General features: G+C 71.8%; 20 protein-coding genes. 9 read left to right on the top strand and 11 right to left on the bottom strand.

The window, feature by feature from the left end:
* Nucleotides 1-4 precede the first annotated feature (4 nt).
* Both ACOZ38_RS38310 and ACOZ38_RS38305 read left to right on the top strand, forming a co-directional pair.
* Complete coding sequence (locus ACOZ38_RS38310; RefSeq protein ID WP_424535843.1) at nt 5-1,648, top strand: ABC-F family ATP-binding cassette domain-containing protein; 1,644 nt, start codon at nt 5-7, stop codon at nt 1,646-1,648.
* A gap of 52 nt (nt 1,649-1,700) precedes the next feature.
* Entirely contained in the window at nt 1,701-2,765 is a 1,065-nt protein-coding gene (locus ACOZ38_RS38305; protein ID WP_424535842.1) for a C40 family peptidase, read from the top strand.
* Nucleotides 2,766-2,778: 13 nt separating this feature from the next.
* Here the strand turns inward: ACOZ38_RS38305 and ACOZ38_RS38300 are convergent, their stop codons facing one another.
* Nucleotides 2,779-3,474 carry an MBL fold metallo-hydrolase gene (locus ACOZ38_RS38300; RefSeq protein ID WP_424535841.1) on the bottom strand — a complete coding sequence of 232 codons (696 nt, stop codon included), beginning with the start codon at nt 3,472-3,474 and terminating at the stop codon, nt 2,779-2,781.
* A 126-nt stretch (nt 3,475-3,600) separates the two neighbouring features.
* On the opposite strand from ACOZ38_RS38300, the gene ACOZ38_RS38295 reads away from it, so the two are divergent.
* Nucleotides 3,601-3,891: a YiaA/YiaB family inner membrane protein gene (locus ACOZ38_RS38295; protein ID WP_405140995.1), complete on the top strand. Its 291-nt coding sequence runs from the start codon at nt 3,601-3,603 to the stop codon at nt 3,889-3,891.
* 15 nt (nt 3,892-3,906) lie between these two features.
* Here ACOZ38_RS38295 and ACOZ38_RS38290 read toward each other — a convergent pair whose 3' ends face one another.
* The 5 genes from ACOZ38_RS38290 to ACOZ38_RS38270 form a co-directional block, all read right to left on the bottom strand.
* Entirely contained in the window at nt 3,907-4,536 is a 630-nt protein-coding gene (locus ACOZ38_RS38290) for a response regulator (protein WP_405152148.1), read from the bottom strand.
* Between the two features lie 14 nt (nt 4,537-4,550).
* Nucleotides 4,551-5,696: a MacS family sensor histidine kinase gene (gene macS, locus ACOZ38_RS38285; RefSeq protein ID WP_405140994.1), complete on the bottom strand. Its 1,146-nt coding sequence runs from the start codon at nt 5,694-5,696 to the stop codon at nt 4,551-4,553.
* A 421-nt stretch (nt 5,697-6,117) separates the two neighbouring features.
* Nucleotides 6,118-6,420 (bottom strand): AzlD domain-containing protein, encoded by a 303-nt coding sequence (locus ACOZ38_RS38280; protein WP_405140993.1) that lies wholly within the window; start codon nt 6,418-6,420, stop codon nt 6,118-6,120.
* Entirely contained in the window at nt 6,417-7,211 is a 795-nt protein-coding gene (locus tag ACOZ38_RS38275) for an AzlC family ABC transporter permease (RefSeq protein WP_424535840.1), read from the bottom strand. Before ACOZ38_RS38275 ends, ACOZ38_RS38280 begins: the two co-directional genes overlap by 4 nt.
* 19 nt (nt 7,212-7,230) lie before the next feature.
* Nucleotides 7,231-7,833, bottom strand: a complete 603-nt coding sequence (locus ACOZ38_RS38270) for a GNAT family N-acetyltransferase (RefSeq protein ID WP_424535839.1) — start codon at nt 7,831-7,833, stop codon at nt 7,231-7,233.
* A gap of 140 nt (nt 7,834-7,973) precedes the next feature.
* Between ACOZ38_RS38270 and ACOZ38_RS38265 the strand changes: the two genes are divergently transcribed.
* The 4 genes from ACOZ38_RS38265 to ACOZ38_RS38250 all read left to right on the top strand — a co-directional run bounded on the left by ACOZ38_RS38265 (nt 7,974) and on the right by ACOZ38_RS38250 (nt 9,732).
* Nucleotides 7,974-8,243: a DUF6458 family protein gene (locus ACOZ38_RS38265; RefSeq protein ID WP_405140990.1), complete on the top strand. Its 270-nt coding sequence runs from the start codon at nt 7,974-7,976 to the stop codon at nt 8,241-8,243.
* Nucleotides 8,244-8,460: 217 nt separating this feature from the next.
* A complete protein-coding gene (locus tag ACOZ38_RS38260) occupies nt 8,461-8,853 on the top strand; it encodes a ChaB family protein (protein WP_405140989.1) in 393 nt (130 codons plus the stop codon).
* Between the two features lie 181 nt (nt 8,854-9,034).
* Nucleotides 9,035-9,472 carry a hypothetical protein gene (locus tag ACOZ38_RS38255; protein WP_405140988.1) on the top strand — a complete coding sequence of 146 codons (438 nt, stop codon included), beginning with the start codon at nt 9,035-9,037 and terminating at the stop codon, nt 9,470-9,472.
* Nucleotides 9,469-9,732: a DUF4235 domain-containing protein gene (locus tag ACOZ38_RS38250; protein ID WP_424535838.1), complete on the top strand. Its 264-nt coding sequence runs from the start codon at nt 9,469-9,471 to the stop codon at nt 9,730-9,732. Before ACOZ38_RS38255 ends, ACOZ38_RS38250 begins: the two co-directional genes overlap by 4 nt.
* Nucleotides 9,733-9,887: 155 nt before the next feature.
* Here ACOZ38_RS38250 and ACOZ38_RS38245 read toward each other — a convergent pair whose 3' ends face one another.
* From ACOZ38_RS38245 to ACOZ38_RS38230, 4 genes are all read right to left on the bottom strand, one after another.
* Nucleotides 9,888-10,883 (bottom strand): SDR family oxidoreductase, encoded by a 996-nt coding sequence (locus ACOZ38_RS38245; protein WP_424535837.1) that lies wholly within the window; start codon nt 10,881-10,883, stop codon nt 9,888-9,890.
* A 64-nt stretch (nt 10,884-10,947) separates the two neighbouring features.
* Nucleotides 10,948-11,160 carry a hypothetical protein gene (locus tag ACOZ38_RS38240; RefSeq protein WP_424535836.1) on the bottom strand — a complete coding sequence of 71 codons (213 nt, stop codon included), beginning with the start codon at nt 11,158-11,160 and terminating at the stop codon, nt 10,948-10,950.
* Between the two features lie 225 nt (nt 11,161-11,385).
* A complete protein-coding gene (locus ACOZ38_RS38235) occupies nt 11,386-12,294 on the bottom strand; it encodes a glycosyltransferase family 9 protein (protein WP_424535835.1) in 909 nt (302 codons plus the stop codon).
* Between the two features lie 19 nt (nt 12,295-12,313).
* Nucleotides 12,314-13,531 (bottom strand): glycosyltransferase, encoded by a 1,218-nt coding sequence (locus ACOZ38_RS38230; protein ID WP_424535834.1) that lies wholly within the window; start codon nt 13,529-13,531, stop codon nt 12,314-12,316.
* A gap of 440 nt (nt 13,532-13,971) precedes the next feature.
* Between ACOZ38_RS38230 and ACOZ38_RS38225 the strand changes: the two genes are divergently transcribed.
* Complete coding sequence (locus ACOZ38_RS38225) at nt 13,972-14,268, top strand: BON domain-containing protein (protein WP_424535833.1); 297 nt, start codon at nt 13,972-13,974, stop codon at nt 14,266-14,268.
* Nucleotides 14,265-14,999: a metallophosphoesterase family protein gene (locus ACOZ38_RS38220; RefSeq protein ID WP_405140981.1), complete on the top strand. Its 735-nt coding sequence runs from the start codon at nt 14,265-14,267 to the stop codon at nt 14,997-14,999. Before ACOZ38_RS38225 ends, ACOZ38_RS38220 begins: the two co-directional genes overlap by 4 nt.
* 343 nt (nt 15,000-15,342) lie before the next feature.
* Here ACOZ38_RS38220 and ACOZ38_RS38215 read toward each other — a convergent pair whose 3' ends face one another.
* Nucleotides 15,343-15,492: a GPGG-motif small membrane protein gene (locus ACOZ38_RS38215; RefSeq protein ID WP_189166679.1), complete on the bottom strand. Its 150-nt coding sequence runs from the start codon at nt 15,490-15,492 to the stop codon at nt 15,343-15,345.
* Between the last annotated feature and the right edge of the window lie 16 nt (nt 15,493-15,508).

Here is a 15,508-nt window from a genome sequence, read left to right as displayed (position 1 = left end):
GGGCATGACCGCCACCATCGTCGCCAAGGACCTCGCAGCCGCACACGGTGACAGGGTCCTGTTCTCCGGGCTCGACCTGGTCGTCGCGCCCGAGGACGTCATCGGGCTGGTCGGCGTCAACGGCGCGGGGAAGTCCACCCTGCTGCGGATCCTCGCGGGGCTCGCCGCCCCGGAGCACGGCTCCGTGCAGCTCAGCCCGCCCACGGCGGTCGTCGGCTACCTCCCGCAGGAGCCCGAGCGCAGGCCGGGCGAGACGGTGGCGGAGTTCCTGGCCCGCCGCACGGGCGTCGCCGCCGCGCAGCGCGACCTGGACGCCGCGACCGAGGGCCTGGTCGAGGGCCGTCCGGGCGCCGACGACGCGTACTCCACGGGGCTGGAGCGCTGGCTCGCCCTCGGCGGCGCGGATCTCGCGGAACGGGCCGAGGAGGTCACCGCCGAGCTCGGCCTGGCCGTCGACCTGCACCATCCCATGACGGCGCTGTCCGGCGGGCAGGCCGCCCGGGCCGGCATGGCGTCGCTGCTGCTCAGCCGCTACGACGTCTTCCTGCTCGACGAGCCCACCAACGACCTCGACCTGGACGGGCTCGAACGGCTGGAGCGCTTCGTCACCGGCCTGCGGGCCGGGACCGTCGTGGTGAGCCACGATCGCGAGTTCCTCGCCAGGACCGTGACCAAGGTGGTCGAGCTCGACCTCGTCCAGCAGGAGGTGCGCGGCTACGGCGGCGGGTACGAGGCCTACCTGACCGAGCGCGAGGTCGCCCGCCGTCACGCGCGCGCCGAGTACGAGGAGTACGCCGACACGCGGGCCGGGCTCCAGGCCAGGGCGGGGATGCAGCGGGCCTGGATGGACAAGGGCGTGAAGAACGCCCGCCGCAAGGCCACCGACAACGACAAGATCGGCCGCAAGTTCCGCAGCGAGGCGAGCGAGAAGCAGGCGGCCAAGGCCCGCCAGACCGAGCGGATGATCGAGCGGCTGGAGGTCGTGGAGGAGCCCCGCAAGGAGTGGGAGCTGCGCATGGAGATCGCCGCCGCTCCACGGGCAGGGGCGGTCGTGGCGACCACGCGGGGGGCGGTGGTCAGGCGCGGGGCGTTCGTCCTCGGCCCCGTCGACCTGCAGATCGGCTGGGCCGAGCGGGTGGCGATCACCGGGGCCAACGGCTCTGGCAAGTCGACGCTGCTCGCGGCGATCCTCGGCAGGGTGCCGCTCGACGAGGGGCACGCGGCGCTCGGGCCGGGCGTCGTGGTCGGGGAGGTCGACCAGGCGCGTGCCCTGTTCCTCGGCGACGAGCCGCTGCTGGACGCCTTCGGCGCCGCCGTGCCCGACATGCCGCCCGCGGACGTGCGCACGCTGCTCGCGAAGTTCGCGCTGAGGGCGGCGCACGTGCTGCGGCCCGCCGCCACCCTGTCGCCCGGCGAGCGCACCCGGGCGGCCCTGGCGCTCCTCCAGGCTCGGGGGGTGAACCTTCTTGTGCTGGACGAGCCGACCAACCACCTCGATCTCGTGGCGATCGAGCAGCTGGAGTCGGCGCTCTCGTCCTACCCCGGCACCCTGCTGCTGGTCACGCACGACCGCCGCATGCTGAAGGCCGTGCACACCACCCGCCACCTCCGGCTCTCCGCCGGCCAGGTCGCGGAAACCGACCGGTAGTACTTTTCTTCCCTTTCGGTGAACCGCTCGGCGACGTGGGCCGTACCTGCTGGTGCGAATCGCCGTGGCCGGTCCGTCGATGTCGTGGCGGGCCGGCACGGCGCGGCCGACCAGGGAAGGGATCCACGTGCCCGTGCGCAGCGTCCGGAAGAGACTTGTTCCGGCGGTCGCCGGGCTGGCCGTCGCCGTGTTGGTGACCTCTCAGGGGAGCGCCGTCGCCGAGCCGCGTCCCACCGTCGCACAGGCCAAGGCCAGGCTCGAGAAGCTCCAGGACCAGGCCGACAAGATGGTCGAGCGTTACAACACCGTCGCCGAGCGCTACAAGGCCGCCAGGAAGAAGTACGGCCTGCTCGACCAGGAGCTGGGCCGCGAGCGGAGCAAGGTCGACTCGCTGCGGGAGAGCGTCGTCTCCACCGCGTCGAACATGTACCAGTACGGCGGCATGATCAGCGTGCCCGGCATCGTCTCGCAGGACGACCCGGCGGGCCTGCTGTCCGGGCTCGCCGTGGCCGGCCAGGTGACCGCGGGGCAGGCGCGCGCCCTTGAGGCGTTCGACGCCGCCACGCGCGGGCTCCGCACGCGGCGCGCCAACGCCAAGACGGCCTACGACGACATGTCCAAGATCCTGGCCGACGTCGGCAAGGAGAAGAAGAAGGTCGAGGCGCTCGTCGGCGAGCAGGAACGCCTGCTGCGGCGGCTGAACCAGTTCAACGCGGGCGACCCGAACAGCCGTGGCATCAAGTACGACGGCGCGGCCTCCGGCAACGCCAAGGTGGCGCTGCGGTTCGCCTACGCGCAGGTGGGCAAGCCGTACCGCTGGGGCGCCACGGGGCCGGGCTCCTACGACTGCTCGGGCTTCGCCCAGGCGTCCTGGGCCAAGGCCGGGGTCAAGCTGCCGCGCACCACCTACCAGCAGTGGGCGTGGGGCGCCTCCCGCCGGGTGTCGCTGAACGCGCTGCAACCCGGTGACCTGCTCTTCAGCAACGGGCTCGGCCACATGGGCATCTACGCGGGCGACGGCAAGATGGTGCACGCCCCGCGCACCGGCGACGTGGTCAAGGTGGTCGCGCTGGACGCCTACTGGCGCGGCCGCCTGGTGGGCGCCGTGCGCCCCTGACCCCTGAGGGGGATCAGGCGAAGTTGCGCGAGACGGCGGTGAGGGTGCCGGGAACGTCGGTGGTGATCGGCCGGCCGTGGCCGACGCAGGCGAGGGTCGTGTCGAGCAGGGCCAGGGCGCGGAACGACTCCATGGTCCTCGCGCGGTCGACGTTGAAGACCCCGAGCATCACCTGCCCGTCGACGTGGGCCACGGTGTCGCCCGTGAACAGCACGCCGGACTCGGGCAGGTGGATCGCGATGCTGCCGTCGGTGTGGCCAGGGGTGGCGATCACGCGGGCGCCGCCGCCGAAGTCGATGACGTCGCCGTCTTCGAGCTCGCGGTCGACGGGGCAGGGCGGCGCGGGTGGCAGGCCGGTGGCCACCTGCGCGTGCAGCTCGCGCTCCCAGTCGAGGAAGTCGGGCGCCTGGCCGGGGACCACGCCCCGGACCACGGGCGCTTCGAGCCGGTGGGCCATGACGGTCACCCCGCCCCACGCCCTGATCTCGTCCGCCGAGCCGGTGTGGTCCTCGTGGAAGTGGGTCACCACCACGCGGGTGAGCTCACGCCTGTCGAACCCCAGCTTGCCGATGGCCTCGGCGATGCCGGCCCCCGAGCCCGCGATGCCGGTGTCGATGAGAGTGAGCGAGCCGGCGTCCCGCCAGAGGTAGGCCTGCCCGAAGCTCGGCTGGAGCATGTAGAGCTCGGGGCGAAGCTGGGTGATCTCCATACGGGCACCCTAGGGCGGCGATCAGCGCCCACGTCGCCTCTTTCGCCCGCAGCGCAGGAAGTACTCAGAAGAGGTCCGGTACGCGTACTCAGGCGCCCCGGCCGGCCGTGGTGGAGCATCGAAACCATGACGAAGCCCCTACAGCCCACCATGACCGGTGCCTACTACGCACAATGCGTCCTGTCCTTCGGGCTCGCACTCGGCGGCGTCGCGGTCGGCATCGCCTACCTTCCCGTGGACGCCTGGATCCGCGCGTTCCTGGCCGTCGCCGTGCTTTACACGGTGACGTCGGCCTTCGTGCTCGCCAAGTGCCTGCGCGACCGGCAGGAGGTCGGCAACATCGCCAGCCGCGTCGACCAGGCACGCCTCGACAAGCTTCTCGCCGAGCACGACCCGTACAAGGTCGACGGCATCTGAGGCACCGACCGGGGTCTACGTCTCGTCGAGGCCGCGCTCGATCGCGTAGCGGACCAGCTCGACCCGGTTGTGGAGCTGCAGCTTGTTGAGGGTGTTCTGCACGTGGTTCTGCACGGTGCGGTGCGAGAGCACGAGCCGCTCGGCGATCTGCTTGTACGACAGGCCCTTGGCGACCAGGCGCAGCACCTCGGTCTCGCGGTCGGTCAGGCGCGGGCCGTCATCGGCGGGCGCCTGGACGGCCAGGCGGCGGTACTCGCCGAGCACGAGCCCCGCGAGGCCGGGGGTGAACACCGGCTCGCCCTCGGCCGTGCGCCGCACGGCGTCGAGGAACTCCTCCCTGCCCGCCGACTTGACCAGGTAGCCGGAGGCGCCCGCCTTGACGGCCTCCAGCACGTCCTCCTGCTCGCCGCTCGCCGACAGCACCAGGACGCGGGGCGGGTGCTCGGAGGCCGCGAGCCCCCTGGCCACCTCGACCCCGGGCAGGTCGGGAAGCCTCAGGTCGAGGATCACCACGTCGGGCCGTACGGCCGCGGCGACGCGGAGGGCCTGGCGGCCCTCGCCCGTGGTGGCGACCACGTCGTACATCGCCTCGCCGAGGTCGCGGGCGACGGAGTCCCGCCACATCGGGTGGTCGTCCACCACCATCACCCGCAGTGCGCTCACAACGGCAACTGTAGGTCGGTTCCGGCCCCGGCGGGAGCGGGGACGGTCAGCTCAACCTCGGTCCCCTGGCCCGGCACGGAGATGAAGCCGGCGGTGCCGCCGAGGCCGGCGACGCGGCCGCGGATCGACTGCGCGACCCCCAGCCTGCCCTCGGCCTCGGCCTCCGCGAGCCGCCCCGCCGGGATGCCGGGGCCGTCGTCGCGGACGGTCACGGTCACCGAGTCGGCGTCCCCCTCGGCGAACACCCAGGCACGGGTGCCCTCCGCGCAGTGCCGGCGCACGTTGTCGAGTGCGGCGCCCACGGCCGCGGTGACCTCCCGGGCCTGCCGCGCCCGCAGCAGGAGCGGCGTCGCGGGCGTGGAGACGGTCACCGTGGCCGAGCCGTACCTGCGCAGCAGGGCGCCCACGTCGGCGAGCCCCGCGTCCTCGTACCTCGCCCCGACCGGCTCGGCGCGGACCATCTCGCGCAGGGCCGCCTCCTGCTCTCCGGCCAGCCTGCCCAGCTCGGCGGCCTCCCCGCCGATCTCCAGCCCGCGGCGCTGCACCAGGGCCAGCACCTGCAGGACCGAGTCGTGGATGCCCCGGGCGAGCCGCTCGCGCTCGCGGCCGGCCGCCTCCATCTCGGTCGCGCGCTGGAGCCGTTCCTCGGCCTGCTTGGTGAGCCGGGCGACGTGGCCGACCACGGCTCCGGCGAGGACCAGCAGCACGGCCCCGTTGACGGGGACGGAGAGGTCGAACCCGCGCAGGCCGCGCAGCCACAGGTCGCCCACCGACAGCGCGACCGCCGCCACGATCCCCGCGCGGCGCCCGCCGTACACGGCCCAGGCGAGCACCGGGCCGCCGATCCAGGTGGCGGTGACCGGCATGACCCCGGCGGGACCGGCGTCCGGGCCCTGGACGTACGGCGAGGCGAGCAGGCATCCCATGGTGACGAGCAGGTCGATCAGCAGGAGGGTCCTGCCGCGGGCGACCGGGTAGGCGAACGTCGTGGCGGCGGTCCAGAGGGCCATGACCCCGATGACGAGCCATCCGAGGACGGGCCGCTGGTAGCCGCCCGCGCCCGCGAGCAACAGCGCCGCGTACGCGAGCGAGGCGATGCGGTAGACCGCGATAGCGCGCCAAAAAGACCCTTCTATGCCCATAAATCCTCATCGTGGTGGTGGGCGCCTATCCCGGTGAACCAACTGTAGGCATATGAGGAGGCGCCGCAGCCCTGTTCGCCTAGCCTTGGAGGTCTGCGCAGCAGGTCACACGCCCGCGACGCGGCTTGCTTTCTAGGGAGAACCGAGTGTTCTGGGAGAAAAGAGGTCATATCGCGGCTACGCTCGATTCATGGTCAGGCAGCAGACAGCGGTAGTACCGGTAGACCCAGAAAACCCTGGCACCTGCCTATGCGGGCATCCAGCCGACTACGTGATCGAGACGAGCTGGTTCTCCGGAAGGCGTTCCAGGGACCCGGTGTGCGAGCCGCACGTCGACGAGGTGGTCCGGGGCATCGCCAAGAAGAACGCGGCGCGCAACGGCGGCGCATAGCTCCAGATGACTCCGGGGGTGGCGGCCAGTTCACCCCAGGAGGCGCAACAAGGCGGTGGTCGCGACGGCCACCGCCACGACTACCAGGAACGGCGCGCGGAACAGCAGCGCGATCACGGCCGCGCCGAGCCCGGCGGCGCGAGCGTCCAGGGTGATGTGGTGGCCGTCGGTGAACGTCTGGGTGGCGATCAGGGCGCCCAGCAGGCCCACGGGGAGCAGCGCGGCGATCCGGCGCGTGCGGTCGTTCCGCAGGATCCGCTCAGGTACGGACAGCCCGGCGAGCTTGAAGAGGTAGCACCCCACGCTCGCGGCGATCACGGCGTACCAGATCATGGAGTCTCCTCCACAGGGTCGGAGGCGGTCGGGGGTCTCGTCGGCTCGGTGTTCTTCGAAGCATCATCAGAGGGCTCCCGCGAGGGCAGGAGCAACGCCAGGATCCCGACTACCAGTGCCGCCAGCAGCACGGGGACGCCCGCGGGCAGCAGGGGAGCGGCGATCAGGGCCGCCGCCGCGGCGAGCAGGGCCGCGACCCATGGACGGCCGGCACGCATGCGCGGCGCCAGCAGTGCCAGGAAGGCGGCGGGCGCGGCGACGTCCATGCCGAGCACCTCGGGGTCCGGCAGCACCTGGGCGCCGAGCGCGCCGACGAGGTTGCCGAGGCTCCACAGGGTGTAGAGGGCGACGCCGGTCGCCCAGAACCCGAGCCGCCCGGCCCGTTCGGTGTCGCGGCCGACGGCCATCGCGGTGGTCTCGTCGATGACCAGCTGCGCGGCCAGGGCCTTGCGGGCGCCCCTGACGTTCAGCAGCGAGGCGAGGCGCAGGCCGTACAGGGCGTTGCGGCTGCCGAGCAGGACGGCGACGGCGGCGCCGGCCAGCGGGTTGCCGCCGGAGCCGATCACCCCGGCGATGGCGAACTGCGACGCGCCGGTGAACATCAGCAGTGACAGGGCCAGCGTCTGGAGGACCGACAGCCCCGCGGCCGTGCAGATCGCGCCGCAGGACACGGCGTACGCCCCGCTGGTCAGGGCGATGCCGGCGGCGTCGCGGATGACCGAGGCGCGGGTGGCCCGCCACTCAGGGCCGTCCGGTTCTGTCTGGCCGGGGGGTTGGCTGGAAGGCCGCATGGGACGCAGAGCCTTGGGATCAGTGCTTTTCAGCGGAAATGTCCTCACGGGCGGGCCGGACCTGCGGGTGGCCGTGGTGGGTGTTCCAGTCGGAGGCGAGGACGGACATCACGATCGCGTCGTGCCATTCCCCGTCCCAGCGGAGGGCGTCTCGCAGGACGCCCTCCTTGACGAAGCCGACCTTCTCGTACACGTGGTGCGCCCGCGCGTTGAAGGCGAACACCTCCAGGCTGATCCGGTGGAGCCCCACGGTCTCGAACGCGTGGGCCAGCACCAGACGGGTGGCCTCGGTGCCGTATCCCTTGCCGTACACGCGCGGGCCGACCAGGGCGATGCGCAGGTTGCAGGACATGTTGCCGGTGTCGAGCTCGTTGAGCACGATCTCGCCGACGTAGGAGCCGTCGGCCGCGTCGCAGATCGCGAGGTCGAGCCGGTCGTCGTGCTCGGCCCGGGTGGCGTACCAGAGCTTGGTGGCCTGCTCGTTGAACTCCCCGTGCGAGCCGGTGAGCCGCCGGGTCTCGGGGTCGCGCACGAGCTCCCACAGCCCGTCGGCGTGCTCGGGGCCGGCGGGGCGCAGCACGACGCGCTTGCCGGTGAAGGTCGGTTTATCGCTGAACGTCACGGAAGAGTGCGTACCATCCCCGCGTCTGCCTGGGCAAACGGAATATCCGGCGTACGGCGTGGCGGGACCGGGCGGGCCCAGGACGTTTGAGATCCGTGTGCGGGAAAGAAGGGGGTGCGAGGAGCGAAGGAGGCATTTCCATGACCATAGCCGGAAGCATCTTCCTGATCATGCTCGGCGCCATCCTGACGTGGGCCGTCGAGTTCGACCTCGCGGGCGTCGACATCAACGTCGTCGGCGTGATTCTCATGCTCGGTGGCATCGCCGGACTGCTGTTCGGCATCTGGCGGCTGACCAACATGCGACGGACCGCCGTCACCCGCACGACTCCCGTGAGCCCGGTGAGCCCGGTCGACGCCACGCGGACCCAGGTGTACGAGGAGCGGCGTTACGACGACCCGATCGTCTGACCTCCGCCGAGCCCGGTGGGGACGGCTGCCCAGGCGGGCGGCCTGCCCGAGCACCCCGGAAAGTCATGAAAAGTCATGACAGGTTCTGGGGGACGGACAGGCTGGTCAAAGATTCGGGCGGCTCACGTCATGCGAAGACGCGGGCTGGGAATGTAGCCGATCGTCTTCGTCATGCCACCACTTCGCCACCAGCGGTTCTTCGAGGAGGAGGAAAATCATGCCTGGAAAGCAGGAGCTCCCGTCGACCATTGAGCGCTCCCCGAAAAAGGCCCAAGAAACGTGGATAAAAGCGCATGACTCAGCCGTGGAGACGTACGGAGAGGGCGAAAGGGCCCACCGCACCGCGTTCGCCGCGCTGAAGCATTCGTTCGAGAAGGTCGGCGACCACTGGGAGCCGAAGGCCAAGAAGGGCCCGTCCGACGCCCAGGCGGCGCGCAGCACGCCGGCGCGGGGCGAGACCGCCGAGGGCGTCGACGCCAATGCCAGCAAGGAACACCTGTACAAGGTCGCCGCGCGGCTCGGCGTGGAAGGCCGGTCGAAGATGGACAAGGGCGAGCTCGTCGAGGCCATCAAGAAGGCGAACCGCAGGGCCACCGCGAAGGCCAGGTGACCCGTAGCCGATCCGGCCACTCCAGCGGCGTTCCCATCGGCCGGCCCGGCTCAAGCCGGGCCGGCCTTCTCGCGTGCCCGGAGGCGTACGGGCCGCGCGGCAGGAGGGCGTACCGGTGGCGTGTAACTCGTTAGAGCTTTTCCTGTAGGGGTAGCGGGGTGCCATGGCAAAGGAGGACACCATGGCGGATATGACGGGCCGGGCACAGGACGTGCTCGCCGAGGCGAAGAAGACCACGGGCGACCTCGCGGGCAAGGCCGGTGACAAGGCCGGGGACCTGGCTTCCAAAGCCGGTGACAAGGCCGGAGAGCTCGCTTCCAGGGCGGGCGACAAGGCCGGGGACCTGGCCGCCAAGGCCGGTGACAAGGCGGGCGACCTCGCGGCCAAGGCGAGCGGCAAGGCCGGTGACCTGGCCGGGCTGGCCGGCGGCAAGGCGACCGAGCTGGCGGGCAGGGCGGGCGACCTCGCGGACAAGGCCCGCTCCAACATGCCCGACGAGGTGAAGGACGCCGCGGACAAGGTCGTCACCCAGGCGAAGAACCGCCCGTGGGTCACCGCGGCGGTGGCCGCGGGAGTCCTGGTCCTCTGGCGGGTCCTGCGGAGGAAGAAGCAGTCGTGAAGAAGCTCGCCTACAGGTCGGCGGGCGCGCTGTCCGGCATGGCCGGCGGCTTCCTCTCCGGCCTGATCTTCAAGCAGGTCTGGAAGCTGGTGGCCGGCAAGGGCGACGCCCCCGAGGCCACGTCCAGGCAGTACGGCTGGACCGAGGTCCTGATCGCCGCCGCGCTCCAGGGCGCGATCTTCGGCGTCGTGAAGGCCGCCATCGACCGTGCCAGCGCGGAGGGCATCCAGAACGCCACAGGGGAGTGGCCCGGCAAGTGACCCACTCCAGGCCGTGCGTCCGCCAGGAGAGTCCGGGGAAAGCGAGAGGGCGACGGAATCGGTTCCGTCGCCCTCTCGGCGTGTGAGGCGGCCGCCGGCGTGTCAGACGGCCGTCCGTGTGGTGAGGCCTGGCCCGGTCCTCACCGGCCCAGCCCTCAGCGGCGGCCGGCCAGCACGGCGATGGCCGCCGCGGCGGCGCCCCCCACTCCGGCGGCGACCAGGTTGCGGTGCTGCGACAGCCACACCTGGACGCTGCGGTCCTTGGCACGCTCGTCGAAGCTGCCGTGGGCTCCGTAGTCGCGGTGCTCGTCCGCGGGCTCCCACAGGTTGGCCACGCCGGTCGGCTTGTCGTCGGTCTGCTGGGAGTCGACGCCCGTCTTGCCGAGGTAGCGGTCGATCAGCCCGGGGACGAACTTCTCGCCGATGATCGTCGCCGCGGTGCTGCCGCCCACCCAGTACTCCCGGCGGGACGGATGTTCGGCGGCGTACACGATCGCCTGCGCGGCGACCTCGGGCTGGAAGATCGGCGGCACGGGCTGGGGGTGGCGGCGCAGCCGCGAGAGCACCCAGTCGAACTGCGGGGTGTTCACCGCGGGAAGCTGCACCATGGTGATCTTCACGTCGCTGCCCGCGTTGAGCAGCTCCGTGCGGACCGACTCGGTGAAGCCCTTCATGGCGTGCTTCGCGCCGCAGTACGCGGCCTGGAGCGGGATGCCGCGGTAGGCCAGGGCCGAACTGGTCTGCACGATGACACCGCGGTTCCTCGGGCGCATCCGGAGCAGCGCGGCCCGGGTGCCCCAGACGTAGCCGAGGTAGGTGACCCGGGTGGTGCGCTCGTACTCGGCCGGGTCGATCTCGGTGAACGGCGCGAACACCGAGGAGAACGCCACGTTGATCCACACGTCGATGGGGCCGAGCTCCTTCTCGACGCTGTCGGCCGCGGCGTCCACCTGCTCGTGGTCGGCCACGTCCGCGGGGAAGACCTTGGCGGTCCCGCCCTCGCCTCCGACCTCCGTGGCGGCGGTCGCGAGGCCGGTCTCCCCCCGCGCGATGAGGGCGACCTTCGCGCCCTTCTCCCCGAGCATCCGTACCACAGCACGGCCGACGCCACCGCTGGCGCCGGTCACCACTACGACCTTGCCGCTTAACACGTTCTCCCCTTTCAGCAGGTGGACCGCGGACCGCGGCCTCAGCCGGTGGACTGGGACCGTCGCCTCAGCCGGTGGACCGCGGCCCGCCGCCGAGGCGGCGCTGGCGCCCAACGGCCAGGATGACGTCCACGACGGCGAGCACGGCGACCACTCCGAGGACCACGGCAGGCAGGGTGGCCTTCGCGACCAGCGCCAGCACTCCCAGCGCCACCGCGAGGATCAGGACGAACGACCCCAGGCGTATGTGGATGACGTCCCGAGGGGTTCCCGTCACCATGGGCCTACCGGTCGAAGACCGCTGTTCCGGAGTTTCTTCCATCACCGGTCCCCCTTTCCACAGACCATTCCCCGTACCCGACAGATCCGACGTCATGTGCGCTCCGGTTCGTTGTCGGCAGGAGCCGGTCGGTGACGCACGTCGTCTGCCTCCTGCCGGTGGACACCGCTCCCTCCCAGCTACCGTCCAGAAGCCCGTCCAAACCCCTCACCGGCTCAGGGAGCGTCAGGAAACGGGCACGGAGCGCACCTCACGGCCGGCCGCCACGACGTCCTGGACGGTCACCGCCCGGGGATCGGCGCCGCGCGCGAGGGCCCGGTGCCTCGGCCTGCCCGCGGGAGGCCCCCACCGGGCGGGCGAGCCGGGGCCGAAGACGATCACCGACGGGGTGCCGTACGCCGTCGCCAGGTGGGCGACCCCGGTGTCCGCGCTGACCACCAGGGCGGCCCCGGCCACCAGGGCGGCCAGCTCCTTCAGCGACGTACGGCCGGCCAGCACGTCGCGCGGCGCCAGCCCGCCCTGTGCCGCGACGAGCAGGGCCATGGGGCGCTCCCGCCCGCTTCCGGTCACGACCACCCGCAGCCCCTCGGCGACCATGGTCCTCGCCACCTCGGCGAACCGGCCGGGCGGCCAGCGCTTCGCCGCCTGCCCGGCCCCCGGATGGATCACCACGGCTCCGGGCGCCAGGTTGTGGCAGAGCGGGACGGGAAGGGCCAGCTCGCCGGGGTCGACGCGCGAGCCGTACCACTTGACCAGGCGGCACCAGCGCTGCACCTCGTGCTCGTGCTCGTGCCAGCTCGGGCCCCTCAACCGGGGCAGGGCCGGGTTGGCGAACGCCCACATCCGCCTCGGCCGCAGCTCCAGCATCAGGCGATGGCTCCTCGGCCCGCGCCCGTGCATGTTCACGGCCAGATCGGGCCGCCCGCCGTTCCAGGTGAGCTGGTCCAGCCCGGTCGTGGGCAGCAGGGCCTCGACGGCGCCGGTGAGCAGGGCCAGGTCCTTCAGCTCCGGGGGCGCGGCGAGCACGACGTTCAGGCCGCCGCGGCGCAGGGCGCGCAGGGCCGGTACGGCGGTGAGCAGCTCGCCGATGCCGGGCGCGCGCAGCACCAGGGCGACGCTCATGGTCCCGGCCACTCAGGGACGAGGCGGGGGGTCACGACGCCTTCCTTCCGACGGGGATCCGCCCGCGAGCCTCCAGGACCTCCTCGTAGACGGCGCGGGTTTCGGCGGCGATCCGGGGCCAGTCGTAACGCGCCCGGGCCCGCTCGGCGCCCGCGATGCCGTACGCCGCGCGCCGGTCGTGGTCGTCGAGCAGGGTGTTGAGGGCCGTGGCGAGCGATCTCGGGTCACGCGGCGGCACCAGCGTGCCGGTCAGGCCGTCGACGACGGTCTCGCACTGGCCGCCGACCGAGGAGGCGACCACGGGCAGCCCGCAGGCCATGGCCTCCAGCGTGACCATGCCGAACGGCTCGTACCAGGGCACGCAGACGGCCAGGTCGGCGGAGCGCATGAGCGCGGGGACGTTCTCGTGGGAGACCTGGCCGACGAAGCGGACCCGGGCGGCGACCCCCGCCGCTGAGGCGATCCGCCGCAGGCGCGTCACCTCGGGGTCGTGGTCGAGACGGTGGGCGGGCGGCCCACCCGCGACGATCAGCTCGGCTCCGGGGACCAGGCGCATGGCCTCGATGGCGGTGTCGACGCCCTTGCGCGGCACCAGCCGTCCGATGGACAGCACGCGCGGGCCGCGCGGGCGCGGCGCGGCGGGCCCGGACGGGCCGAACTCGGCGCAGTCGACACCGCACGGGACGACCTGCACCGAACGGCGGGGGATGTCCATGCGGACCAGCTCGTCGGCCTCGTCGCCGCACGTGGCGATGATCCGGTCGACCCCTCGGGCGATGACGGTCTCGGCCTTGAGCCGCTCGCGCGGGCTGGAGTCGCCCGTGCCCTGGTGGCGCCGCTTCACCACGCCGAGGGCGTGGAAGGTGTGCACCACGGGGACCCCGGGGTCGCGGGCGGCGGCCAGGGCCGCGAGGCCGCTCATCCAGAAGTGGCTGTGGACGACGTCCGGCGGCTGGAACATCCAGCGCTGCCGCAGCCAGTGCCCGAAGTCGGGGACCCACGGCAGGATCGCGTCCTTGGGGATCCTTCCCGGCGGCCCCGCGGGGACGTGGACCACGGACACGCCTGGGGCGAACGCCACCTCTTCGGCGATCTCCGCGCTGTCCCTGCGGGTGTAGACGGTCACCTCGTGACCCCTGTCGGCCAGGCCGCGGGCGAGGGCCGCCACGTGGACGTTCTGCCCACCGGAGTCCACCCCGCCGGCGATGGCCAGCGGGCTCGCGTGCTCGGACACCATTGCTATCTTCACCGGGTCTCCTCCAGGTTGGCCGATCCCTGCTGAATTCCTGGCTCGGGGGCACGGAGCTCAGGAGGGAGCGCCCGAAATCGGGCACGGATCACGAGCAAGGGCGGATCGCGACACCGTACGGAAGGCGACCGCGGTCGCGAGGTGCACGGGGGGCAGGGTGCACGAGTCGACGTCGGCGAGCTCCACGTACACGAGGGGACGTGCACGAGACCGCCCGGACCTCGTCCGGACGGGCTGGGCGCTCGCGCCTTCAGGCTGGGGGATCGGAGTACCCGCACGCGCTTTCTGCGAGGTCAGAGACCTCGCAGAAAGCGCGTGCGTCCTGCGCACTTCTTGTTAACGGCCTGTTCTATCCTGAGATCGACGCATCAAACCTCCTCGGTTTCGCCGCCGGTACGACGGGCAGGGCGAGACCTGTACTCGATCGGAGGGGGTAGACGATGTCCCACGAGGCTCAGCACGACGTCGCCTCGCATCACGACGCTCCGCACTACGACGCTCCCCACTACGTGGCCGCCCGCGTGCAGCGGGCGCTCGCGGAGGACGAGCGCACCTACGAGCTCGGGATCCGCGTCGACATCCGCGGTGACCAGCTTTTCCTGGGCGGCCAGGTGGAGTCGAGCGAACGCCGGCTCCTCGTGGCCGCCGTGGCCGCTGAGACCGCGCCCGGCCTGAAGGTCCACAACGAGGTCACCGTGGTGGAGGTAAGGGAGCCGGGAGAGGAGGAGACCCTGTGAAGATCAGAGTCGCCGCCGTGGGCGATGTGCACCTGGGTGAGGACCTCCGGGGGAGGTACCGCCGGAGGCTGGACGGCATCGAGGAGCGGGCCGACGTCCTGCTCATCGCGGGCGACCTGACCCGCCACGGCACCCCCGAGGAGGGCAGGGTCGTGGCCGACGAGTTCCGCGACCTGCCGGTTCCCGTGGTCACCGTGCTCGGCAACCACGACTACCAGTCCGACGCCGAGGACGAGATCGTCGCCCTGCTCCGCGACGCCGGCATCCGCGTCCTGCAGGACGACTCCACAGTGATCCAGTGCGGGGACGTGCGTCTCGGCGTAGCCGGCGGAAAGGGCTTCTGCGGCGGGTTCGCGGGTAAGTGCGCGAGCGAGTTCGGCGAGCCGCAGATGAAGGACTTCGTCCGGCACACCAGGGAGATCGCCGAGCTGTGGCACAAGGCGCTCAAGGGCCTGGACACCGACCACAAGGTGGTGCTCAGCCACTACTCCCCGGTCAAGGAGACCCTCGCGGGCGAGCCGCTGGAGATCTATCCCTTCCTCGGCAGCTACCTGCTCGCCGAGGCCGTCGACGCCGAGGGCGCCGACCTTTTCATCCACGGGCACGCGCACGCCGGGGTCGAGAAGGGCGTGACGCCCGGTGGGGTCCGGGTCCGCAACGTGGCGCTGCCCGTGCTCAGCAGGGCGTACGCCGTCTACGGTCTCGGCGGTGAGGACCCCGAGATCTGCTGAGACCGCCTGCCACGTGAGGTCCTGCCTGCCACGTGAGGTCTTCCGCCCCGCCTGGGGTTTCCCAGGGCGGGGCGAAGGCTTTTTCACGGGCCGGCGAACGATCTGAGAGCACGATTTGATCCCTGGGAACGGTCGTTCTCCTGGGAAGGGGCAGCCGGGGGATCGGCTGACCGCTGACTTTCTTTCCGGTGAGCGCCCGGACTTTCCGGTGAGCGCCCGGATCGGCATGTCGGCCGGGCGGAAACCCCGGCCGGGGGATCCACGACATGGGCCGCGGCGGCGGGCCGGATAGGCCGGTCCGCCGCTTCCACGTCCCAACTTCGCCCCTTGTTTTCGGGTGCTGTTATGGATGGAAGATGCTGACGCCACCAGGGCCGACGAGAAGGCCGACGACGATGAGGACGATCCCCCAGAGGAGGTCGCGACGGGCCAGGATGACGTAGATCCCGGCGATGACGAGAACGACGGCGATGAGCCAAAGAAGTGTACCCATGGGCATCCCTCTGCCC

Source organism: Sphaerisporangium viridialbum, assembly GCF_049674955.1.
Taxonomy (GTDB): domain Bacteria; phylum Actinomycetota; class Actinomycetes; order Streptosporangiales; family Streptosporangiaceae; genus Sphaerisporangium; species Sphaerisporangium viridialbum.
The sequence above is the reverse complement of the archived record's forward strand: the minus strand, read 5'-3'. Positions and strand labels throughout refer to the sequence as shown.